At 69.6% G+C, this 20,363-nt stretch carries 22 protein-coding genes and 1 pseudogene; 16 read left to right on the top strand and 7 right to left on the bottom strand.

From position 1 onward, the window contains the following. Window positions 1-277 precede the first annotated feature (277 nt). The 12 genes from ACZ4MF_RS06510 to ACZ4MF_RS06455 all read left to right on the top strand — a co-directional run bounded on the left by ACZ4MF_RS06510 (window position 278) and on the right by ACZ4MF_RS06455 (window position 9,016). The gene (locus ACZ4MF_RS06510) at window positions 278-667 is read left to right on the top strand and encodes a hypothetical protein (protein WP_467490369.1); all 390 of its coding nucleotides are present in this window, start codon (window positions 278-280) and stop codon (window positions 665-667) included. A gap of 163 nt (window positions 668-830) precedes the next feature. Beyond that, window positions 831-1,493, top strand: a complete 663-nt coding sequence (locus ACZ4MF_RS06505) for an HAD-IA family hydrolase (RefSeq protein ID WP_467490367.1) — start codon at window positions 831-833, stop codon at window positions 1,491-1,493. A gap of 106 nt (window positions 1,494-1,599) precedes the next feature. Then, complete coding sequence (locus ACZ4MF_RS06500) at window positions 1,600-2,802, top strand: helix-turn-helix domain-containing protein (RefSeq protein ID WP_467490365.1); 1,203 nt, start codon at window positions 1,600-1,602, stop codon at window positions 2,800-2,802. A 188-nt stretch (window positions 2,803-2,990) separates the two neighbouring features. Beyond that, window positions 2,991-3,434 (top strand): hypothetical protein, encoded by a 444-nt coding sequence (locus ACZ4MF_RS06495; protein ID WP_467490363.1) that lies wholly within the window; start codon window positions 2,991-2,993, stop codon window positions 3,432-3,434. After that, complete coding sequence (locus ACZ4MF_RS06490) at window positions 3,431-3,637, top strand: hypothetical protein (RefSeq protein ID WP_467490361.1); 207 nt, start codon at window positions 3,431-3,433, stop codon at window positions 3,635-3,637. The genes ACZ4MF_RS06495 and ACZ4MF_RS06490 overlap by 4 nt, the downstream gene beginning before the upstream one ends. After that, the gene (locus tag ACZ4MF_RS06485; RefSeq protein ID WP_467490359.1) at window positions 3,637-3,840 is read left to right on the top strand and encodes a hypothetical protein; all 204 of its coding nucleotides are present in this window, start codon (window positions 3,637-3,639) and stop codon (window positions 3,838-3,840) included. Before ACZ4MF_RS06490 ends, ACZ4MF_RS06485 begins: the two co-directional genes overlap by 1 nt. A 109-nt stretch (window positions 3,841-3,949) precedes the next feature. Beyond that, window positions 3,950-4,837, top strand: a complete 888-nt coding sequence (locus tag ACZ4MF_RS06480) for a glycosyltransferase family 8 protein (RefSeq protein ID WP_467490357.1) — start codon at window positions 3,950-3,952, stop codon at window positions 4,835-4,837. Beyond that, window positions 4,834-5,715 carry a phosphotransferase family protein gene (locus ACZ4MF_RS06475; protein WP_467490355.1) on the top strand — a complete coding sequence of 294 codons (882 nt, stop codon included), beginning with the start codon at window positions 4,834-4,836 and terminating at the stop codon, window positions 5,713-5,715. Before ACZ4MF_RS06480 ends, ACZ4MF_RS06475 begins: the two co-directional genes overlap by 4 nt. Next, window positions 5,712-6,443, top strand: a complete 732-nt coding sequence (locus ACZ4MF_RS06470; protein WP_467490353.1) for a glycosyltransferase — start codon at window positions 5,712-5,714, stop codon at window positions 6,441-6,443. Before ACZ4MF_RS06475 ends, ACZ4MF_RS06470 begins: the two co-directional genes overlap by 4 nt. Before the next feature lie 14 nt (window positions 6,444-6,457). Further along, the gene (locus ACZ4MF_RS06465; RefSeq protein ID WP_467490351.1) at window positions 6,458-7,336 is read left to right on the top strand and encodes a PIG-L family deacetylase; all 879 of its coding nucleotides are present in this window, start codon (window positions 6,458-6,460) and stop codon (window positions 7,334-7,336) included. Next, window positions 7,333-7,947, top strand: coding sequence for a hypothetical protein (locus ACZ4MF_RS06460; RefSeq protein ID WP_467490349.1), 615 nt, complete (start codon window positions 7,333-7,335; stop codon window positions 7,945-7,947). Before ACZ4MF_RS06465 ends, ACZ4MF_RS06460 begins: the two co-directional genes overlap by 4 nt. Window positions 7,948-7,954: 7 nt before the next feature. Next, window positions 7,955-9,016: a glycosyltransferase gene (locus ACZ4MF_RS06455; RefSeq protein ID WP_467490347.1), complete on the top strand. Its 1,062-nt coding sequence runs from the start codon at window positions 7,955-7,957 to the stop codon at window positions 9,014-9,016. Here ACZ4MF_RS06455 and ACZ4MF_RS06450 read toward each other — a convergent pair. After that, complete coding sequence (locus ACZ4MF_RS06450) at window positions 8,986-10,029, bottom strand: phosphotransferase (protein ID WP_467490345.1); 1,044 nt, start codon at window positions 10,027-10,029, stop codon at window positions 8,986-8,988. The genes ACZ4MF_RS06455 and ACZ4MF_RS06450 overlap by 31 nt on opposite strands. Window positions 10,030-10,203: 174 nt before the next feature. Between ACZ4MF_RS06450 and ACZ4MF_RS06445 the strand changes: the two genes are divergently transcribed. Next, window positions 10,204-10,524, top strand: a complete 321-nt coding sequence (locus ACZ4MF_RS06445) for a hypothetical protein (protein WP_467490343.1) — start codon at window positions 10,204-10,206, stop codon at window positions 10,522-10,524. A gap of 305 nt (window positions 10,525-10,829) precedes the next feature. On the opposite strand, the gene ACZ4MF_RS06440 is transcribed toward ACZ4MF_RS06445, so the two are convergent. The 4 genes from ACZ4MF_RS06440 to ACZ4MF_RS06425 form a co-directional block, all read right to left on the bottom strand. Continuing rightward, window positions 10,830-11,495, bottom strand: a complete 666-nt coding sequence (locus ACZ4MF_RS06440; protein WP_467490341.1) for a hypothetical protein — start codon at window positions 11,493-11,495, stop codon at window positions 10,830-10,832. After that, entirely contained in the window at window positions 11,479-11,895 is a 417-nt protein-coding gene (locus ACZ4MF_RS06435) for a hypothetical protein (RefSeq protein WP_467490339.1), read from the bottom strand. Before ACZ4MF_RS06435 ends, ACZ4MF_RS06440 begins: the two co-directional genes overlap by 17 nt. A gap of 109 nt (window positions 11,896-12,004) precedes the next feature. Continuing rightward, the gene (locus ACZ4MF_RS06430) at window positions 12,005-12,400 is read right to left on the bottom strand and encodes a hypothetical protein (RefSeq protein ID WP_467490337.1); all 396 of its coding nucleotides are present in this window, start codon (window positions 12,398-12,400) and stop codon (window positions 12,005-12,007) included. Continuing rightward, the gene (locus ACZ4MF_RS06425; protein WP_467490335.1) at window positions 12,400-13,584 is read right to left on the bottom strand and encodes a hypothetical protein; all 1,185 of its coding nucleotides are present in this window, start codon (window positions 13,582-13,584) and stop codon (window positions 12,400-12,402) included. The genes ACZ4MF_RS06430 and ACZ4MF_RS06425 overlap by 1 nt, the downstream gene beginning before the upstream one ends. 733 nt (window positions 13,585-14,317) lie before the next feature. On the opposite strand from ACZ4MF_RS06425, the gene ACZ4MF_RS06420 reads away from it, so the two are divergent. Further along, the gene (locus tag ACZ4MF_RS06420; RefSeq protein WP_467490333.1) at window positions 14,318-14,563 is read left to right on the top strand and encodes a hypothetical protein; all 246 of its coding nucleotides are present in this window, start codon (window positions 14,318-14,320) and stop codon (window positions 14,561-14,563) included. A 184-nt stretch (window positions 14,564-14,747) separates the two neighbouring features. Here ACZ4MF_RS06420 and ACZ4MF_RS06415 read toward each other — a convergent pair. Then, window positions 14,748-15,224 (bottom strand): annotated as a pseudogene (locus ACZ4MF_RS06415) (tyrosine-type recombinase/integrase); the annotation flags it as partial. Between the two features lie 833 nt (window positions 15,225-16,057). On the opposite strand from ACZ4MF_RS06415, the gene ACZ4MF_RS06410 reads away from it, so the two are divergent. Both ACZ4MF_RS06410 and rodA read left to right on the top strand, forming a co-directional pair. Next, entirely contained in the window at window positions 16,058-17,791 is a 1,734-nt protein-coding gene (locus ACZ4MF_RS06410) for a TIGR03767 family metallophosphoesterase (RefSeq protein ID WP_467490331.1), read from the top strand. Between the two features lie 111 nt (window positions 17,792-17,902). Then, on the top strand, window positions 17,903-19,102 hold the full coding sequence (gene rodA / locus ACZ4MF_RS06405) for a rod shape-determining protein RodA (RefSeq protein WP_467490329.1): 1,200 nt from the start codon (window positions 17,903-17,905) through the stop codon (window positions 19,100-19,102). A gap of 172 nt (window positions 19,103-19,274) precedes the next feature. Here rodA and ACZ4MF_RS06400 read toward each other — a convergent pair whose 3' ends face one another. Beyond that, on the bottom strand, window positions 19,275-20,249 hold the full coding sequence (locus tag ACZ4MF_RS06400; protein ID WP_467490327.1) for a heavy metal transporter: 975 nt from the start codon (window positions 20,247-20,249) through the stop codon (window positions 19,275-19,277). Window positions 20,250-20,363: the final 114 nt, after the last annotated feature.

The following is a 20,363-nucleotide window of genomic DNA, read 5'->3' as shown; positions in this document are numbered from 1 at the left end:
CCGAACAAGCGCAGGCGGAAGGTAACCGACGATCCCCAGTTACCGAAACCGGGGATCCTCCGGACCATTTGATGTCCACAAACCCCACGCCACGCTCCTGGCCCCGCCGTCCCCACCGCAGTCGAGCGCGCTTCGCGCCCACCGTCAGCCCGCGCCCGACAAACACCCCAACGTGAAGGCCCCCGCACCTCATGCCCCGAGCACCACCTGCGCGCACACCCCCCGAACCGCACACCAGCACCAACCGATCTCACGACACCACACAAGGAAACCGCCCGTGCCCTCCACCGTTCGCCCGGAAGTCGTCCTCCTCATCACCAAGGTGGACTTCAGCCACCCCGACATCCGGACGCGCCCGTACCACCGCGACGGACGCCCGTTCACCCGCGCCGAGCGCGACCTGCTGGTCACCTTCACCCCGGAAGAAAAGGCCGCCGCGAAGGCGCAGATACAGCTCGAAGCCGAATGGCAGCGTGAACTCGACGAAATGAAGGACGACTTCGTCGACCTGCTCATGAAGTACTTCGCCAAGCTCCCCAAGGGATCCGTGGTCGACGACGCCGTCGCCATCATGACCGACGAGGACTACGCAGAGTTCGAACGCCTCGCCAAGATCGTCACCGCGGAAGACACCCTCGAATACCGCGCCCTGCACGAAGACAACTGACCGACCGCGCACCAACGGCGGCCCACAAAGTGGGCCGCCGCTGCGACGACAGCATCCAGGCAGACGTGTCGGAGTCGCCGGAGGAAGTGCAAGGCTTGTCGGCATCCGCGTTCTCAGCGCACGGTAGCGTCTTTGTGAGGCCAATGGAGAGGGAGCACGCAGCATGCCGCAGCCCATGGGCACCACGGACCCCCAAGCCAAGCATGGGCTCATCCTGGACTTCGCCGGGGTGCTGACCGCTGATCCACTCCCCGTGCACCGCGCGTGGTGCGAGTCGGAAGGGCTTCCCCCGGAAGCGTGGCGTGCCACCCTCAACGATGACCCTGAAGGCCGGCGGCTCTACGCGGCCCTGGAGGTCGGTGAGATCGGTCAGGCGGAGTGGAACAAGCGCACTGCGGCCCTTCTCGGACCGCAGGTCGCGCCGGACAACCTGATGGGGCGTGCATGGTCTGCGGTGCCGACAGCTCGGCGTATGGCCGCGCTCGCGCGCGCGGCCAAGGGCGCGGGATACCGTCTCGCTCTCTTGTCGAACAGCTTCGGCACGGACCCGTTCAACCCGTACGAGCGAGCAGGGATTTGGGGCCTGTTCGATGTGCACGTCGTCTCCGAGCAGGTCCGTATGGCGAAGCCCAACCCTGCCATCTATCAGCTGACCGTGGAGCGTCTGGGGCTTCCCGCGCAGGCGTGCGTGTTCGTTGATGATCACCCTCGGAACCTGCCGCCTGCCGAGGCCCTGGGTATCACCACCGTCCTTGCGACGGACGAAGCCGCCACGGTGGCCGAGCTTGAGGAACTGCTCGGAGTGAGCGCAGCTCTTTCCGTGTAGCGGTGACTTCCGGCCAACTCGCTGCTTCTGTCGTGCCCATGGGTGTTGCCCGTCGTAAAGCAGTGGGTACGGTCCGTGCTTGGCCGACCGGGGAGGAGCTGCTGGCATGCAGTGGTCCGAGTACAGCACCGCTGAGCGGCTCAAGACGCTGCGCGGCGCCATGACGCAGGAGCAGTTGGCTGAAGCCGCCAACGTCTCCGTGGGGGTAGTGAGGAAGCTGGAACGCGGCGGCACGGCTTCCCTTCCTTCGCTTCTGTCCATTGCCTCTGCGCTTGGGACGGACATCGCCGTGCTCCTCGGCCAGCAGGCGCCTCGTCGCTCCATGGACCGCGACGAGCGTGCAGCACTGCGCACGCTGTCCGCTGCCACGCACGATGCCGCGATCGGCATCCCCACCGACAGCGAGCCGGGCACCGTCGAGGAGCTGCGTGCTGTCGTTCGGCGAGCTGACGCGGCCTATTGGGCAGCCCGCTACACCGAACTCGGTGTGTTGCTCGGCGCTTTGCTGCCCGAAGCCCGCGCCCGATACGACGCGGCGGACGCCTACGAGAGGGAGGGTGCTGCCAGCGTCCTGGCCGATGTCTTCCAGACTGCTGGGATGGCCGCGAACGTGTGGGGTTCACGGGACCTAGCCTATGCGGCGCTCACCTACGGCCGGCAGATCGCCGTGCAGGCCGGCGACGATCTGCGGGATGCCCACCTGGCCGCCACCACAGCGTGGGTGAATCTCCGCGACGGGCGGACCGCACAGGGGTTCGCACTCGCTGCGGCTCAGGCCGACCGGATCGAGCCGAAGATGTCCGAGCACGATCCAGACCGGCTGTCGGTGTACGGGCAGCTCGTCACGAACGCTGCTGTGGCCGCGTCCCGGGGTGGCGCCTCGCCGGACACCGCGCGGGAGTACCTCTCCCAGGCGCATGCGGTCGGCGCCCGCCTCGGGGCGGAGCATGCTCGTGGCCTGCATGCCCAGCCCTTCGGGCCTCTGTACGCGACCACGCAGGCGATGAGCATCGCCGTCGCTCTCGGCGACACCGCCGGTGCGCTCCGGCTCATGGACACAGTCCGGCTGGACGACACGGTGCCCCTCGCCACTCGGGCCCGGTACGGCCTCGACGTGGCGTTGACGCATGTGGAGTGCCGTCGGTGGGACCAGGCTGCCGACACCCTGGAAAAGGTCTGCGGCATGGCGCCGGGGTGGGTGCGGCACCAAATGCTGCCCGGAGTGATCATCTCTCGCCTCGCCGGCGTGTCCGTCGCTCGGCTCCGCGGGCTCGCCCACGCGGCCGGTGTGCCCCTCGCCGTCCGCTGACCGCCCGCCGCCACGACCCATAGCAGCTCCCTCGGCCGCCACCGGCCCGACTGCCACGCTCCGTTGCAGTCCTGCTGGAGGACGAGCGCGCAGCAGCACGGGACGTGGCAGTCCGCCGCGTCATGACTTCGTGGCGCCGCCACGGGCCGTGCCTGTCCCGCGCACAGGGCCGACAGCACGCTGACTGCATGCCGAAATCCCCGTCCGGCGGCATCGGACACGTGCCGGTTGCCGTCTACTCCTGTGCGGCCGAGTCGGCCGCTGTCCGCGAGGCCGAGCGCCGCGCACGCCACTACGCCGACGCCCGGCACTGGCATGTGACCGGCGCCTGGTCCGACGACGACCCGTGCGTGCCGTTGGACGCCCGCCCGGCTTGGGCGGCTGTCACGAGCGCACTCTCCTCCGGCCTGGTCCGCGGCATCATCGTCGCCGGAATCTCCCACCTCGCCGAAGACGCCGGACAGTTCGCCGCACTCGGTGTCCCCATCCGTGACCGGGGCGGCTTCCTCGCCGAGGCCACGTCCCCACCGGCCCGCCAGACCCCCGGGCAGCACGAACGCCGACGCATCTTGCTCGAAGCTTCCTCGGGCTGGTGGCTGTGGAAAGACCTCGTGCCTGGAGCCGTCTCGTGACCCGGGCACAGGCGGAGGTCGGCGACCTGGTCGAGGGCGCTGACGGACTTCACGCCATCGTCACCGACATCAAGCAGGGCACCGTGTGGGTCCTGCGTCCGGAGTCGGACAGCCCCACGACTCAGTGGGAGACGGACGAGCCCGACACCCTCCACGTCATCGAGACGCGCACAGACCGCCTGAGCCGAGAGAAGACCACCTGATGCGCAGCCGCCACAAGGCCCGTGGTGGGGTGGTCGATTCGGTCGAGCGGTTCTGCATCGGCGTGTGGTTCACCGGCCACCTCGCTGCCGTATTCACGCTCGGCACGCTGATTACCAACGATCATCAGGACCTCGCCGCCGGCCAGCGGCCGACGGTCAGCCAACCGGATGCCGGCCCGCACGAAGCCGACCGCGCGTTCTAGCTCCTGCTCTCCGCTGCCAGCCCAGCTCAGCCGCAGGGCAGGCAGACGCCGACGGCTCAGTTCATCGCCAGATCTCTTTCCTACACCACGCCCGGAAGGCGGACCCGCCGTGTACGCGTTCGGCATCTGCATCGACCGGCACTACCTCACCCCCGGCCTCGCCACGATCACCTCCCTGGCGGACAGCCTCAGCCCCCGCGCTCGCAAGGCCGCAGCGCTGCGCTTCCTCACCTTCGACCTCGCAGCGCCACAGGTGCAGCTCCTGGCCCACCTCGCCAAACGGGTCGGCTTCGGCTCCTTCGCCCTGGCCCGCCGCTCCCCGCTTCGCTCCGCACGGATGGCGGACACCTCGTACATCACCGTCACCACCTATCTGCGCTTCGAGTTCACGCCTAACTTCGTCCGCCGCCCGTACCTGATCTACATGGACGCCGACGTCCTGGTCTGCGACGACCTGACCACCCCGCTCCACGCTCTCCGCCCCGGCGAGATCGGCGCCGTACGCGACGAGTTCAACCCGGCAGTCGGTCGCTGTCCCGCCCTGCCGGGCGCCGTGGACCGCTGGCCGCGCCTGAAGGACCGCCCCTACTACAACGCCGGTCTCCTGTGGGCTCACAGCGCCGATCTGCCGCGTATCCGACACGGCGTCGAGCAGGCCCTGGCCAGACACCGGCAGCACATCCTCCACAACGACCAGGACGCCCTGAACCTGTGGCTCCTCCACACCGGCCGCGTGCGGGCGGCCGACGCCGCATACAACCGGTTCGAGGTGGACCGGTACCTCGAACGTGGCGACTGGGTCCGCCGCGTCGTCACCCGCCCCTTGCGGCCGGACCCATCCGCCCGCCTCATCCACTTCGTGGGCCCGGAGAAACCGTGGCAGGCAGACTGTCCTGGTACAGACGACGTGCGGGAGTACCGCACTCTCCTGAAGCGGACCCTGCGGCACGTCCGCGCGCTGGGCGCCGCCCATCCCGAGCCGGCGGGGCTTCGATGACCCCGCCGCCCGCCATGGTCTCCCGCGCATGCAGCACCCTCCTCGGGTCACCCGCCCGGAGCGCGGAACGCCTGTCGGCAGGTTCCCGGACGGCGGTGTTCCGGGCCGGCCTCCGCGACGGCCGAAGTGTGATCGTGAAGCTGTACGACCACACCGCCCGCCGCAACGCGTTGACCGAGGCCGCCGCCATCCGTGCGACTGGTGTCTCTGTGCCTGTCCCGCAGGTGCTCGGCAGCGGCTCTATCTCCAGCGAGGGGGCCACCGCGCTCATCACCTCTGACCTCGGCGGGCACACGCTGGGTGCCGCCGTTCGCTCCGGCCGCATCCCGCATGCCCAAGCCCTCAAGGACCTCGGCGGCCTCCTCGCACGCCTGCACCGAGCCCCGGTCGAGCAGGCGGTGCCACGCCGCCCGTTCTTCGACTCGGTCTCCTCCCTGGCCCGCCGCTGCCCACCCGAGCTGATGAACCGGATCGGGCCCGCCCTCGCCGTCATCGCCGACACGCCGGAGCGTGTACCCAGCGTGTGGTGCCACGGCGACATCCACTTCGACAACGTCGTCCTCTCCGGCCCGCGCGGCACGCGCTACCTGGTCGACTTCACCGATGCCGCCCCGGGCCAGCGAGAGGCGGACGTGGCCCACGCCCTCGTCATGACCGCAGCCCACACTCCATGGGACCGCCGCACACTGCTCGACGCCTACGCGGCGCCCCTGGACGACATCCGGCTCTCGGCGTGGACGGTCATCCACACCGCCCGCTGCTGGGCCCACGCCACGCCCGGCGCCAGCCGCCGCTTGTGGTCTGACCGCCTGGCCGAACTGGCACGTCAGAGACCGCACCTCTTCCGCACACCACGCAGCGAAGGGATATCCCGATGACCAGCCCTGGACTGACAGTGGTCATTCCAGCCCACAACGAAGCTGCCTATCTGCCCCGTTACCTCCCAACCGTCCTCGCCTCCCTTGAATGCTGGCAGGAGATAAGCAGCGAACGAGGGGAGGTGATCGTGGTGGACAACGCCTCCACCGACGCCACCGCCGACATGGCCGCCTCCTACGGCGTCCGAGTGATCAGCGAGACCGTCCGCAACATCGGCCGGGTACGCAACACCGGCGCGGCTGCCGCCGAAGGCCGCAGGCTGTTCTTCACGGACGCCGACGTCGCCCTGCCCATGGAGGCGATCACCGCCGCGGCCACCGCCATGGACAACGGCGCCGTCGGCGGGGCCATCCCACCCCTGTACACACCCAAACGGCTCGGCGCACGACTGCTCTGCGCCTACTGGGACCACTACCGCACCAACCACGGCGGCGCACAGGGCGTCGCCCAGTTCGCCACCGCAGCGGCCTTCCAAGCGGTCGGCGGGTATCGCGACGACCTGTTCATGAGCGAGGACGTCGAGTTCTTCGACCGCCTGACGGCCCACGGCCGCATCAAGAACGCAGCGGTCGTGATCCTCGACGAGCTGCGCGTACGCCCCTCCACCCGCCGCTACGATCAGTGGTCCAGCCTCCGGATGCTGTGGTGGCAGAACCCCGTCACCGCCCGGCTGCGGCTCAACTCCCCGCGTATGTGGCGCCACTGGTACCAGACCACTGTCCGATGACCCCGGAGCCCGCCATGACCGTGACGCCGCCCGTACCGAACGCGGAGGGGATCTACACCTTCCCCGACGACCTCATGCACGCCCACCAGCAGTGGACCGAGCGCCTGTCCGAACGCCACCGCGCCCACGACCACCAGATCATCGAGCTCACGGCGCCGCACAGCGGGCACCGCTACTTCATCGAGATGCGGCGCCCGGCCGGCCGCCCGGTGCTGGCCATCGAGCCGCACCACGACGACTTCGCCCTGTCCGCCTCCGGAACCTTCCTCGCCCATCCCCGACCGCTCACCGTGACCACGGTGTTCACCCGCTCCACCAGCGTCCACCCAGCTCTGGAGAACACGTACAGCAGCGAGTCCGCCGTATCCGACCTGCGCAACCGGGAAGGCGCCGCCGCCCTGGCACCCTTCGCCGCCAACCGGATCCTCCTCGGCCACCAGGACGCCGAACCCCCGTATCGCCCGTTCGGCCAGGACCGCCTGGACCGGATCACGGACGAACTCCGCGAGATCGTCGAAGCCCACCCCGAGGCCGAACTCCTCGCTCCGGCTGCCGTCACCCGCCACCCCGACCACCTCCTCGTACATGCGGCAGCGGTACGCCTCGGATGTCGCTGGTTCTGGGAAGACCTCGCGTTCTGGCCCACCTACGCCCTGGCCGACTGTGACCAGCACCTCTTCCGAGCACGCATCGGCTCCGCCCTGGTCCCCGAGCTCGTCGACATCGCCCACGTCGTCCTCGACAAGACCACGGTCCTGCACATGCACGGCTCGCAGATGCACCCCGCCCGCAAGATGTACCGGCCGATCCGGCACGCATGGACCACGGCCGCCGACCTCCTGAGCGGCACGGGCACCTTCGCCGAACGCTTCTACCGGACGGAGTCTCTATGAAGATCATCACGCTCGAAGGGCCCTCGTACGCCGGGAAGTCCACCGCCATTCGCCACCTGCGCACGCGCGGCATCGAGGAGCGGGCCTTCGTCTCGGACTGCTACGTCCAGCACATCGCCCGTCGCACCGACATTCCGCCCGCCCGCACCGCATCCGCAGCCGAACAGCTCGCCGCGTTCGAGACGTTCATGGGCATCGAAGGCGCTCGCGTGCGCCGGGTGCTCGTCAGCGCCAAACCCGTCGTCATCCTCGATCGTTCAGTGGACACCCTCCTGGCTCATGCTCACGCGCTCGACGCCCTGTTCGGCTACGACGTCCACCATCGCCTGCGCAACCGCCTCCAGGAGCTGCCGTTCCTGCGCCCCCACCACACCCTCTACCTCGACGTACCGGCCGAAGAGCTGGCCCTGCGACGCAAGGCGGCCGGGCACACGGCGGCCGAGTCCGAGTACTTCCTTCACGAGCCGGCGTTCCTCGCGCACGCTCGGGACTACTTCATCTCCGCAGCGCAGCCGCCGGTGTCGCGGGAGGTGACCGTCATCCCCGCCGACACCAGCCAGGAGGCAGTCGCGCACGCGGTGGAAGCCCTCGTCACGTACTGGACCAGGTGACCAGCACATGCCCACAGCCCTCTTCGCATGGCGGCGTACCCCGCCTCCGTTCCTCATCGGCGGAGCGGAGGTCACCCAGCAACTCCTCGCCGAGGAACTCTCGGCAGCCGGGTGGCGCATCGCCTACATCGGCTCCCACCAAGCACCCTGGGACCCGACCCCGCAGACCGCCCAGATGCGGGCCTCCCTCGACGAGCGCAACACCGCGTATGAGGCGACCCAGGAGGGCCTGCGCTACAGGTGGAATGGAGTGGACTGCCTCGCCGTACCACAGCAGCGGATCGCGTCAGCTCTCCGGGGCGTGCTGACCCAGGCACGACCGGATGTGGTGTTCACCTCACAGGAAGGCGCGGCCGACATCGTTGCCCGAGCCCGGCCCGCCGCCCTCGTCGCAGGCATCTTGCACTCGGTCTCCAAGACGGGACTCGGCGTCCTCGCCGGCCGCCCGCACCACGGACTGGCCGTCTCCGAATTCGTTCTCCGGCAAGCGCCCCCAACCGACGGCACACAGCTGTCCGTCCTGTATCCGCCCTTCACGCCGCCCAGGCCAGGGCAGCACCGCCGCGAGCGAACCAGGGCCGTGCTCATGGTCAATCCGATCCCGGCGAAGGGCGCCGACCTCATGCACCAGCTCATCCGCCGCATGCCCGAGCAGCGCTTCACCTTGGTGGAAGGCTGGTGGAACACGGCCGAGCAGTTCGCCGGCTACCCCAACGTGACCTACGTGCCCAGGGTCTACGACATGAGTCCCCTCTACCGCAGCCACCGCCTCCTGCTCGTGCCATCCACGGTGCAGGACGCATTTCCCCGTGTGATCATCGAAGCCGCACTGCACGGGACCCCGAGCATCGGCAGCGACCGGGGCGGCATCCCCGAAGCCATAGGCAACGCGGGCATCGTGCTTCCCGCCGAGGCCGGCGCGGAGGAGTGGGCGGAGGCCATCCGCGCCACTGACCACCACACCCTGGGGGAGCAGGCGCGGCGACGAGCGACCATCTTCACCCGCCCCCGCCTGCCGGACCTCGAACGCCTCGGGATCTACCCTGCGGCGAACGCGTCCTCGACCTGATCCAGCCGATCCGTCCACCAGTGCAGCAGCGCCTCGTCCGCGGTGAACAGGTCGTCGAAGGAGAAGTCACCGCGGTCGTAGTGGAACTCCAGCGGCCAGAAGTCCGTCATCCGCTTCCACCACAGCCGACGAGCACCGTCCACCAGCGCAGACGGCTCCAGCGGCACCACCGACCGATACCCGCCGACGAAGGCAGACACCCGCGCGAGGTCGAACACCCCGCCCACTCCGAACTGCACCTGCGCCGTCCGCACGACCTCTTCCGCGTACGGGCGCACCGCGATCCGGTCCCAGTCCAGGATGGCGGCGAGTTCCCCGCCTTCCCAGAGCAGATTCCGGTACTGCACGTCGCCATGCGTCCACCCGTGGTCACCCTCAGGTGTCACAGATCGCGGACGTTGATCGGTGTACTTGAAGATGAGGGCTTGCCGGTGGTCCAAGGAGGCAGCGGCTGCTTGGTCGAAGTCGCTGCCGGTGCCTTTGTCGCGTACGGCGGCGGACAGCCGCTCGGCCTTCTCCACCGCTCGCTCCGGCGACGTGACGTCCGAAGTGATCGTCTCGGGCACACCTGGCAGCAGCCCTCGACCACAAGCCCTGCCCAGGCTCACATGCAGACGCCCCAGGTGCGCGCCCAGCACGCTGGCCTGGGACGGGCTGAGATCAACACCCCGGACATGGGAGCCGGCCACCCAGGGGAACAGGCACCAGGGGCCACCGTCGACCTGCGCCACCAGCGAGCCCGAGATCGTGGGGATAGGGGAACTCACCGGGACACCGTCGGCGCCGAGGGCCGCCAGCACGCCGAGATTGCGCTGCAACCGCTCCAGCGAAACATCCGTGACCCGCTTCAAAGCGAACTGCCCGGCCGGGGTGTCCAGCCTCCAGTTCGCATTCATCAGCCCTTCAGCGAGGTAGCGACGCTCCCGCACATCTCCAAGGCCGAAGGCATCGATCAACTCTGAGAGCACACTGTCGGCGATATCGCTTCGGGCCGCCACGGTGGCATCAATCACCCCACGGACGATACGCGAGCACACCCCACCCGAGCACGACGATCACTCGAACGCCTGCCTCGCTTCCTGGGCGCTTCCACGCCCATCGTCAACACCCCGACCCCGGTCATTCCTTTCGGCGATCACTGGGCTGATCGACTCCGTGGAGGCCGACTGCGTCGCAACACTCGCCGAGTGGCGGACACGACATCGCACGCCGCGGGCGACCCCGGCCCCTCTCCGGACGAGAGAGCCGTCCCCGCAGGCAGGACTTCGGCCGGCACCGGCCACGTACGGTTCCCACTCGTGCGCTGGGTGCTGGCACCTCGGACGACGTGGCAGGCACGCCGCCTGGCGGCCGAGTTCGGTCCGGGCATGGACGCACGCACCGCCTGGGTGATGGCACGGCTGGCGCGACATCCGGAGGAGCGCGTGTACGCGATGCGGCACCTGGACGGCGAGGGGAACACCTGCCCGCCCGGTGCTCCTCCTGGGCCGGTGCAGCGCTCCGAATAATGAGGCCGGATGCCTTCCGGCGGGCTGCGCAGAGCGCCGCTGATCAGGCAGGACGACCGGAAGCATGGTTGCAGTTCTGGTTGCATTCACCCCCGTCCAGCACCGTTCGCCACTCGCCCACAGCTCTACTCCGCCGCAGGTCAGGACGCTCCTGGGCGTTCCCGAACCCCCAGACGAACATTTGGAAAGCGTGTTGGGGGCAACCCCTCACGAGCTCGAATCTCGTATCCACCGCCACGGCTGGCTCGCATCAGTCCAGGAGCAGAACAGCTCAGCCCGATTCGGATCCTGGCGAGGCAGGAACCTCAGTTGCCGTGTCTGGCCGGACTCTGAACGCTCAGTGCTGTGTGAGCCTTCGTGACCTCGGAATCGGCGCACTGCCGAGCCTCCTGGGCACGGTCTGCCGCCTTTTTGCTTACGGCCAGGAAACCCACGAGTGCCGCGACGACACCGGCGAGGACAGCGCTGTTGTGAGCCCAGCGGGCCGCGATGCGGGCATGTCGGAGGTTCATCCGCGCGGCGGCGCGGCGGCCTTCCCGCCCTCGTCTTCGAGCCGAGCCGGCCGCGTTGACCGCACCAGCGGCGCAGATCTCGGCGAGGGATGCGAAGGTGAACGCCAGGACCACGAGGCCGCCCAGGGCCAGACCGGCTGCCGTGGGTACCGCCGCAACACGCTCTGTCGTCGGTACCCCCGACGTGAACGCAGCCTTCAGCACGTAGCCGGCCATCCCGAAGAGCATGAGGGTGCACCAGGCATAGCCGAGCAGTGACCAGAGTGGGCCATCTTCCTCGTCCTCCGTCGGTTCTCCACCATCGCGGGCGCCCGCTTCCACAGGGGACTCGCCGGTACGCCCGTCAGGTGAGGGCTGAGCATGATGATGGACGTCGCCGATGACATCGCCGGCGATGAAGATCCCAGGACCGTGGTTGTGCTGGTCTCCTTCTCTCCGGGGCTCAGGTGTCTCTGCCATGCGCCGTGCCGTGATTGATCGTGAGCCCGCCCTCGACGTTGCCGTTGATGAAGGTGCCCGGGCCGTGGTTGTGCTGGTTGGTCACGGAGGTCGGCCGATCCAGTCCGGTCAGGACGCGCAACTCCGCATAGGCGGCAGGGTCTGTCCGTACGAGCTGTTCCAGGGCGGAGGCCCACTCAGCTGCGGCGATGCGCGCCGCTTCACCGCGCTCCGGTGGGGAACATTGCGCCACTCTCGCCCGGTCCTGGTCGAGGCGATCCAGGACGGCCTGGGCATCTGGTCGCTCGCCCCGGTGCAACAGACGCCGGATGATGTCCCGGGCCCTCGCATAGGCGTCCTGTGATGCCTCACCCAGCAGAGCCGCGGCCACTGTCGTCACGGCGAAGGTCATTTCGTCCACGTGTGTCGCCTCCCCCACTGGTTGCAGCACTGTATCCGCGCACGCGGCGGACGACAGCCGGAACGGCGTATCCCGTATCTACCGTGCCCCCTGGGCGGCGTTCGACGCATCAACTCAGCCATCCGGCAATGGCGTGGGCGAGCGCTTCACCGCCCTGCTGCACCACGGTCCCCGCCACCAGGGCGGGAAGCGCCTGGGCGATCTGCCGAAGTGCGCCGGCCCGCGCGTCGGGCGCCTCCAGCGAGGTGCCGACAGTGTCCGCCATGGCACGCAGCACCATGGCGTTGGCGAGGCCCGCCTCATTGCGATCTACGTCGGCGCGGAAGGAGGCGAGCAGGTCTCGTACGGTGTCGATGTCGACCGCGCCCTGGACCGAGGCAGATTGGTACACGTGGGAGATGTTCTGCCCCACGACGTTCTGGTTCGGGGCGTTGTTGTTGCCGCCGATGCTGATGCCCGAGCCGTGCCCGTGCTCCGACTCGGGGCGACGCCGTCCAAACACCATCACTTGCCTCCCTGGTTGCCACTGCCCTGGCCCACATTGCGGATGTCGCTGCCCGCGACGTTCTGGATGGGCGCGTTGTTGTCGCCGTACACCTGAATGTTGGTGATGACCGCGGCCACCTGCCGCTCGTACTGAGCGGTGTCCACACCCAGTTCGTCGAGGTACTCGGCGACGGTCCGGAAGATGCAGGTCTGCATCAGCACGACGTGCCGTTTGGCGTCATCGCTCTGGTGCATGTCGGTGACCTCTTCGGTGGAGTACCGATCGCGCAGACTGACCGGATCCTTCTCCTCGGCGCGCTCTTCCTGCGCCTGCTCACCGAGCCCGAGCCGTGCCACGAAGCGCCACAGGGCGAGGGGGCCCATGGCAGCGTCCAGGAACGATTGCGTCACGATCCAGCCGAGCAGCCGGGTCCCATGCTTGGCGACCGGCGCATCGGTCACCCGCAGTTCGTTGTACAGGGGCGTCATCACCTGCGGGCGTACGGTCAGCCGCAGTTCGCCCGCCTCCAGCGCGGCGTGCACAAACACGCTGACCACGACCTGCCCGTCCCAGCTGACACACTGCGCCCGCAGATACAGCCGGTCCGGCACGCCGGACGGTGACCGGCGCCCCCGGCCGCGCAGGTCCGGCAGCTCCAGCTTCACCGCGCGGGTGCGTTGCAGCCACAGTGCCGCCGGCAACCCTTGCACTTCGGTCACGGTCAGACCGGGCAGCGGATCGGTGATCTCCCGAGCCCCACGCCCCAGCCCCCGCACCGCCCCGCCCACCCGACGCAGCAGCTCCGCCTCCCCGAACGACTTGACCGACTCCTCCGGATCCTTCGGCTTCAAAGGGATGGCGATGTCTGCGGCGCCCCATACATCGCGCCCGGCTCCCACGAAACGCTCGGGCTCGTCGTACGGCAACTCCTGCCAGGACTGTTCCTTGCCCATGCGCACCATCCGGTGCCAGCCTTTCGGGGCAGCCCAAGGCAACCGATCGGACGACACGCCCTCCCGGACGAGCCGGGCCAACGCCGCCCGCGCCGCGAGCCGGTCGCCGACACACACCAGCGCTGCCCCGACCAGCAGCGCGAACGGCAACAGCAGCAGCCCGATCCGCAGCGCGACGGCCTCGCCACCGACGGGCCGGTACGGCACGACCGCGAGCAGCCACGGCACGCACAGCACGAGATACGCCACACGAGGCGACCTCACCAGCCTCGACGTCCTGCCCTTGCGCAACGCCCGGTAGGCAGCCCATCGCATCAAGAGAGCCAGCATCACAACCGCTCCCCAGACAACGGCCGCCCTGGGTACCGCGTACACCACGAGGGCAGCCAGAAGCAGCACCGCCACACGTCGAGCCCACCGACGTCGCCGGGCACGCAGACTGTGCGCCACCACTGGTACGAGGTCGAATGCGTACGACGGCACAGGCAGCGGCGGGCCGTGCAGGACGTGATCAACAATCCACTGCGCCATGGGCTCGCCCAGGGGCGGGCAGTCGTCACTGCCTTCCAGGTAGATGCGTCTGCGGGTACTGCGGCGGGGTTTGTTCGGCTTCTTGTTCCTGCCTCTGAACTTGCGCCACCACGCTTTGACGGCTTTGACCCGGTCTGGGCGCGCATACACGGCTTGGCACAGCAGCCTCGTCACCTCCGAAGAGGTTGGGTCGGCATCCCCAGCGTCGCCCGCATCGGAGGTCGCGGGACCTACCTGAATCGGCACCGCCGGCCCCTCGACCACCCCTCCCTCGGCCCGGTCCCGAGCACGCAGCCCCCACCCCAACGCCATTCCGCCCCCGTTCGTCGATACGGCGGGCATCCTCACGGTGAACTTCGGAAACCACCAGATCGCAAACGCGACAATGCACTCAACTCTCCTGCGCGAAACGAGGATTGACCGAATCCCGCTCTCCCAGAAGGGGCTACGGATGAGCTTGGCTCACGAAACGACGCTCGCGACGCAGACCTGGCCCGACCGCGCGGCCGTCCTGCTCGCCGAAATCGGTATCTCCGGCATTTCCTATGCTGTGGCCAAGCTGGCAACTGACACCAACCGCGCCGATGGCCCTGGCAGCACGAGACTGAGGCGCGGCTCGCTGGGAGCCATCTGGGAGCCAACCCGCTCCCTGACCCCCTTCGAGGCCGCCCGAGACCACGACAGCCCGACGCTCTGAACAGGCAAAACGCTATCCACGCTGGCGAGATCACCAACCGAACCTCATTCGGGACGAAGAGGTCGTGGGTTCAAATCCCGCCACCCCGACAGCCAAGTAGCAGGTCAGAGGGTCCTTACCGATTCGGTGAGGGCCCTTTGGCTTTGCTGTGTGTCCATCTGCGTGACTATCGATTTCCGAGCCCCTACGGGCGTCGCGGGTCGGCGCCGAAGATCCCGTCCATGACCACCGCGCCGGTCTGGATCACGGGCCGGATCCGCTTCCGGCGGACCCCCTCGGTCACGGCCGTCCCGGAGTGCCCGACGAGCCGGGAGACCTCCTCCAGCGGGACTCCCCGGCCGGACAGCAGGGACACGAAGCTGTGCCGCAGCTCCCTCGGCGTCCACTCACCGGCCTTGACCCCGTCGAGGCCCTTGAGTGCCTGGCGGAGGCACGCCGGACGTTGGCAGCATCGAGCGGCTTGCCCACGGCCGAGGAGAAGACGGACGCCGCACCGAGCGCCAGACGGCGATGTCCGGAGGTTGCGGCGGGTTGATGTCCGGGCGGCCTTTCAGGAAGACATGATCCCAGGTGGGGGCCCGCAGTTCTTCCGTGCGGGCCCCGGTCGGAAGCGCGACGACGATGTACGCGTACACGAGGTTCCCTCGGCGCTCTTGAGCACGCGTGCACCAGCGCTCGGCCACTGCAAGAGGTGGTGCGCGGTCGGCGCTGGCAGGTCGTCTCCTGGCCATCGGCGAAGCCCGACTCGATGACGTTGCCGGACGGGCCGCCGGTGCCGGAGCCGGCCTCGACGATGACGTTCGCGGAGGCCGGGGTCCCTCCAGTGGCGGCCTGGGTCTCGCTCTCCGTCCTCGTCCAGCCCCGGGTGACGTCCTTGAGGGTGAGGGCGAAGGCGTTGCTCCCGTGGTAGGTGCCCGAGGCCCGCATGTGGTCGCCGGGATCGGTCGGCACGGCCATCGGGACGGGAAGCCGGGCTGCTGGTCGCCCCCGCGGCAGGTGGCGGCCGGGTGGGTCCAGTTCGCCGAGACCGAGGTGCAGGTCCGGTTGATCGCCGAATAGCCGGAGCCGAAGTTGTAGGACGGCTCCGTCGCCGCGGTGTCGGTCGCCGGCGTGTCGGTGGAGGCGTGGGTCAGGCCGGCCGGCGCGCCCACGAGGACGACCGCCGCCCCGCCGCTGACGGCCGCGCGCCGGTAGGGGCGGCGGCCTCGGTGCTCTGTACTCATGGGACGTGTTCCTCCTTCGGCCGACGGTGTGCCGGAGCGGAGCGGTCCGTACGACGGTGTCGGCCCGCTCCACGGTGAGGTGGCCGCCGGTGCGCAAGAAGGCTGCCGCGAAGGGTGCACCCCTGTTTCCCGTCCTCCCCTGTTTCCCCCAAGTTTCCCTCCGCCCCCTGGACACTCCCTTACTCGTCGGTAAGGCTCGCCCCGGCGTATCCGCCGCTCCCGCTCGCGCCTCGGGCGGGAGTCTCAAGTACCGGAATCGACAGGGGGATTCATGGACGGGATGAACCGGCGGCGGTTCATGGCGGGGCTCGGGGCCGCGGGGCTCGGGTCCGTGGTCATGTCCGGGCGGGCCGTGGCGCGGGAGCGGGCGCTCGCCGAGAGTGCCGCGCGGGCCGTGCGGGTCGAGGGGACCACGCTCCAGCAGGCCGCGACGGCGGTCGGGGACGGGGCGTACAAGCGGCTCACGGCCGGGCCCGGTTGGCCGTTGGTGGTGCGGGAGGAGCTGCGCGGCGCCGGGGGCGGGCGCGACGGGCGGCGGACCGGGCTCGCGTCCTTCGTGCAGTTCACCGACCTGCATCTGACCGACACCGAGTCGCCGGTGCGGTTCGAGTACCTGGCGCGGCTCAACGACAGTGCGCACCGGCCGCAGGAGACGCTGACCGTGCGCGGCGCGTCGTCGCTCGTCGAGCGGGTCAACGCGGTGCGGCAAGGGCCGTACACGGGGCTGCCGTTCCGGTGTGTCATGGCCACCGGGGACAACACCGACAACCACGAGCGGATCGAGCTCGACTGGTATCTGAGCGTCATGAGCGGCGGGCGGATCGTGCCGAACAGCGGGGATCCCGGGCGCTACGAAGGCGTCCAGAACTCCGGGAGCGGGCTGTACTGGAATCCCGGATCCCCGGCGCCGGACGCCTACAAGGCCAAGGGGCTGCCCGAGATACCGGGGCTGCTCGGCGGTGCCGTGCGGCCCTTCGACGCGCCCGGGCTGAGCGTCCCCTGGTACACCACCGTCGGCAACCACGACGACAGCATCGAGGGCAGCCTGCCCGACCTCGGGCTGCTGAACGACCTCTACACCGGGTCGCGGAAGCTGGAGGGGTGTGACGACGCCACGGCCGCCCGGCTCGCGGACGCGCTGGTGCGTGATCCCGGGCGGGCCGTCCTGCTGCTCGGCGAACTGCTGGCCGGCGGCGGTGCCGTGCGTACCGTCACGCCCGACGAGCGGCGGCATCCGTTCACGCCGGCCGAGTTCGCCCGGGCCCATCTCGACGCGAGGTACACCGGAGCCGGGCCCGTCGGGCACGGGTTCGGCCAGGACTCCGTCGACAGCGGGCGGCTCTACTACACCTTCGGCCTCGCCGACGGCGTTCTCGGCATCAGCCTCGACACCACCAACCGCGCCGGATTCGCGGACGGTTCGCTCGGCACCGCGCAGCTGAACTGGCTGGAGTCGGTCCTCAAGGGCAACAGCGGGCACTGGTACGACGCCGACGGGCATGTGGTGCGCGGCGGGGCCGACGGCCGGCTCGTCGTCGTGTTCAGCCATCACACCAGCGCCACCATGGGCAATCTGCTGCCGGACCCCTACCGGCCCTTCGAGGGGCGGCACGGCGGGGCGGAACTCGTCACCCTGCTCCAGCGCTTCCCGAACGTCGTGGCCTGGGTGAACGGGCACACCCACACCAACCGGATCGTCCCGCACGGGCACAGCGTCCCCGAGCGCGCCTTCTGGGAGATCAACACCGCCTCCCACGTGGACTATCCGCACCACGCCCGGATCATCGAGATCGCCGACAACCAGGACGGCACCCTCTCCCTGTTCACCACCCTCATCGAGTCCGCCGCCCCCTACCGGACCGACTTCGCCGACACCTCCGACCCCGGCCTCGCCGCCCTGTACCGCGAACTCGCCTACAACGACCCCTACGCCACCCCTGCCACCCGCATCGGCGCCGCCGCCGACCACAACACCGAGCTGATCCTCACCGCGCCGGCCAGGTAAGGAGCACGACACGTTCGGGCCCTGCACACGCGGGTTCATTTGCAGATTTACGCAACTGCGCAGCTATTATTCCGGCACGGACAGCCAGCCAGACCGCCGGAGGCAGCTGACATGACCAGCGTGAAGAGCTTCTCCGTCTCGGGGTACGGGCCCGAACGGTCCCGGCTGACGCGGCTCTTCGCCCGGGACTCGCCGCTGCGCCGGCTGGACTGGCCGATACTACTGTCGGCCCTCGCGCTGTCCTTCATCGGCTCGCTGCTCGTCTACTCGGCGACCCGCAACCGCACCACGATCAACCAGGGCGACCCGACCTACTTCCTGGTCCGGCACCTGATGAACCTCGGCATCGGGTTCGCCCTGATGACCGGCACCCTCTGGCTGGGCCACCGCGTCCTGCGCAACGCCGTGCCGATCCTCTACGGCGTCTCCGTCCTCGGCGTGCTGCTGGTGCTCACACCGCTCGGCGCGACCATCAACGGCAACCGCAACTGGATCGTGCTGGGCGGCGGATTCTCGCTCCAGCCCTCGGAGTTCGTGAAGGTCGCGATCGTCCTGGGCATGGCGATGCTGCTGTCGGCCCAGGTCGACGCGGGCGACCGGACGTACCCCGACGGCCGGGCCGTGGTCCAGGCGCTGGGGCTGGCCGCCGTACCGATCATGGTCGTGATGATGATGCCGGACCTCGGTTCGACGATGGTCATGACCGTCACGATCCTCGGCGTGCTGCTCGCTTCGGGCGCGTCCAACCGGTGGATCTTCGGTCTGCTCGCCATCGGGGTCGCGGGCGCCGTCGCGGTGTGGCAGCTCCATCTGCTGGACGCGTACCAGATCAACCGGTTCGCGGCCTTCGCCGACCCGAATCTGGACCCCTCCGGCGTCGGCTACAACACCAACCAGGCCCGGATCGCCATCGGGTCCGGCGGGCTGACCGGGCAGGGCCTCTTCCACGGGGCGCAGACCACCGGGCAGTTCGTGCCCGAGCAGCAGACCGACTTCGTCTTCACGGTCGCCGGCGAGGAGCTGGGCTTCGCCGGCGGCATCCTGATCATCGGCCTGATCGGGGTCATCCTGTGGCGGGCCTGCCGGATCGCGCGCGAGGCGACCGAGCTGTACAGCACGATCGTCGCCGCCGGGATCGTCGCCTGGTTCTCGTTCCAGTCCTTCGAGAACATCGGCATGGCCCTCGGCATCATGCCGGTGGCCGGCATCCCGCTGCCGTTCGTCTCCTACGGCGGCTCGTCCATGTTCGCCGTGTGGGTGGCCGTGGGACTCCTCCAGTCGATCAAGGTCCAGCGCCCCGTCCAGGCCTGAGCGCTCCGCTGGAAGTGCCGGACGGTGCACGTCGGTCGTCCGCGGCGCCGACGTAGCTGGTCGCGCCCACGCGGCGGAGCCGCACGGTGATGGAGCCCCGCGCTCCTTCGGGGCGCCGCCGAACCGCAGCGGACTTCGCCGGACCCGCTTGGCGAGTCCGCGCTCCGAGCCCTCACGCGGAGCCCCGGGTGTTCTCGGCCAGGGTCACCGCCACCGTTCCGGCCCGGCCGGTCCCGGGCGGGGGTGCCGCGTGGGTCCAGCCCCGGTCCGACGCGGTACTGGTCCAGCGCCGGCCGTCGAAGGTCACGGACGTGGCGTGCAGGGCGGTGGCGTGGCAGACCAGCCACAGGGCGAGGGACCAGCCCGTGGCCGCCCGGCCGGGCGCGATCGGGTAGCTGACGCTGCCGCTGCCGGCCACGGACACGGCGGCCGGCGCTCCGCCGAACTCCCGCCGGACCGCGGCCTCGACACCGGCCTCACCGTCCGGTACCGAGCCCGCCGCACCGCCACCGGCACCGCCGCCGACGGCCACCGTCCCGCTTCCCCCGCCAAAGGCGCCCGCCTCGCCGGAGGCCGCCGTCGCCCCGCTCACCGTGCAGCTCAGTGCCGGCCCCTCCCGGCCCGTCAGCACGTCGGCGAGTGTCGCCGCCATGTCCTCGTGCTGGGCGTACGCCTGCGGGTAGCCGCTGTGCTGGACCTGCTGCGCGGCGACGGTGACCGGCAGGCCGAGGTAGTCCGGCACCTTGACCAGCGCGTCGAAGAACCTGCCCGAGGCGTAGACGGGATCGCGGATCTGGGCGGGGGTGCCCCAGCCCTGGGACGGGCGCTGCTGGAACAGGCCGAGGGAGTCCCGGTCCCCGTAGGCGAGGTCGCGGAGTTTGGACTCCTGGATCGCGGTCGCCAGGGCGATGGTGACGGCCCGTTCCGGCAGGGCGCGCGCGTGGGCCACGGCCGCGATGGTCGCGGCGTGGGACGCCTGGTCCAGGTCGAGCGAGACGGCCGTACCGTCCGGGCCGTGCGCCGTACACTCGTCGGAGGCCGTCGAGTGGATGAAACGGACGGCGAGATAGCTCACGAGCGCCAGGGCCACGCCCAGCCCGGTCACCACCGCCCACGCCTTGCGGCGCCCCCTCCCGCGTGCCGCCACGCCGACCCTCCTCTTACCTGCCCTCGGCTACAGTTCAGTTGCGTTATTGCGCAACCATATAACTCTGATCGCCGGGCCCCGGAGCGGGATGCGGGGCGGCGGACCCGATCAAGG

Source organism: Streptomyces sp. NPDC025793 (assembly GCF_055558375.1).
Note: the sequence above shows the minus strand (reverse complement) of the source record. Positions and strands in the feature narration are given on the sequence as shown.

Coding starts and splice junctions, on each gene's coding strand:
- ACZ4MF_RS06505 (WP_467490367.1), top strand. CDS start 831: ATGCCGCAGCCCATGGGCACCACGGACCCCCAAGCCAAGCATGGGCTC.
- ACZ4MF_RS06500 (WP_467490365.1), top strand. CDS start 1,600: ATGCAGTGGTCCGAGTACAGCACCGCTGAGCGGCTCAAGACGCTGCGC.
- ACZ4MF_RS06495 (WP_467490363.1), top strand. CDS start 2,991: ATGCCGAAATCCCCGTCCGGCGGCATCGGACACGTGCCGGTTGCCGTC.
- ACZ4MF_RS06485 (WP_467490359.1), top strand. CDS start 3,637: ATGCGCAGCCGCCACAAGGCCCGTGGTGGGGTGGTCGATTCGGTCGAG.
- ACZ4MF_RS06475 (WP_467490355.1), top strand. CDS start 4,834: ATGACCCCGCCGCCCGCCATGGTCTCCCGCGCATGCAGCACCCTCCTC.
- ACZ4MF_RS06470 (WP_467490353.1), top strand. CDS start 5,712: ATGACCAGCCCTGGACTGACAGTGGTCATTCCAGCCCACAACGAAGCT.
- ACZ4MF_RS06465 (WP_467490351.1), top strand. CDS start 6,458: ATGACCGTGACGCCGCCCGTACCGAACGCGGAGGGGATCTACACCTTC.
- ACZ4MF_RS06460 (WP_467490349.1), top strand. CDS start 7,333: ATGAAGATCATCACGCTCGAAGGGCCCTCGTACGCCGGGAAGTCCACC.
- ACZ4MF_RS06455 (WP_467490347.1), top strand. CDS start 7,955: ATGCCCACAGCCCTCTTCGCATGGCGGCGTACCCCGCCTCCGTTCCTC.
- ACZ4MF_RS06440 (WP_467490341.1), bottom strand. CDS start 11,495: ATGGCAGAGACACCTGAGCCCCGGAGAGAAGGAGACCAGCACAACCAC.
- ACZ4MF_RS06430 (WP_467490337.1), bottom strand. CDS start 12,400: ATGGTGTTTGGACGGCGTCGCCCCGAGTCGGAGCACGGGCACGGCTCG.
- ACZ4MF_RS06420 (WP_467490333.1), top strand. CDS start 14,318: ATGAGCTTGGCTCACGAAACGACGCTCGCGACGCAGACCTGGCCCGAC.
- ACZ4MF_RS06410 (WP_467490331.1), top strand. CDS start 16,058: ATGGACGGGATGAACCGGCGGCGGTTCATGGCGGGGCTCGGGGCCGCG.
- rodA (WP_467490329.1), top strand. CDS start 17,903: ATGACCAGCGTGAAGAGCTTCTCCGTCTCGGGGTACGGGCCCGAACGG.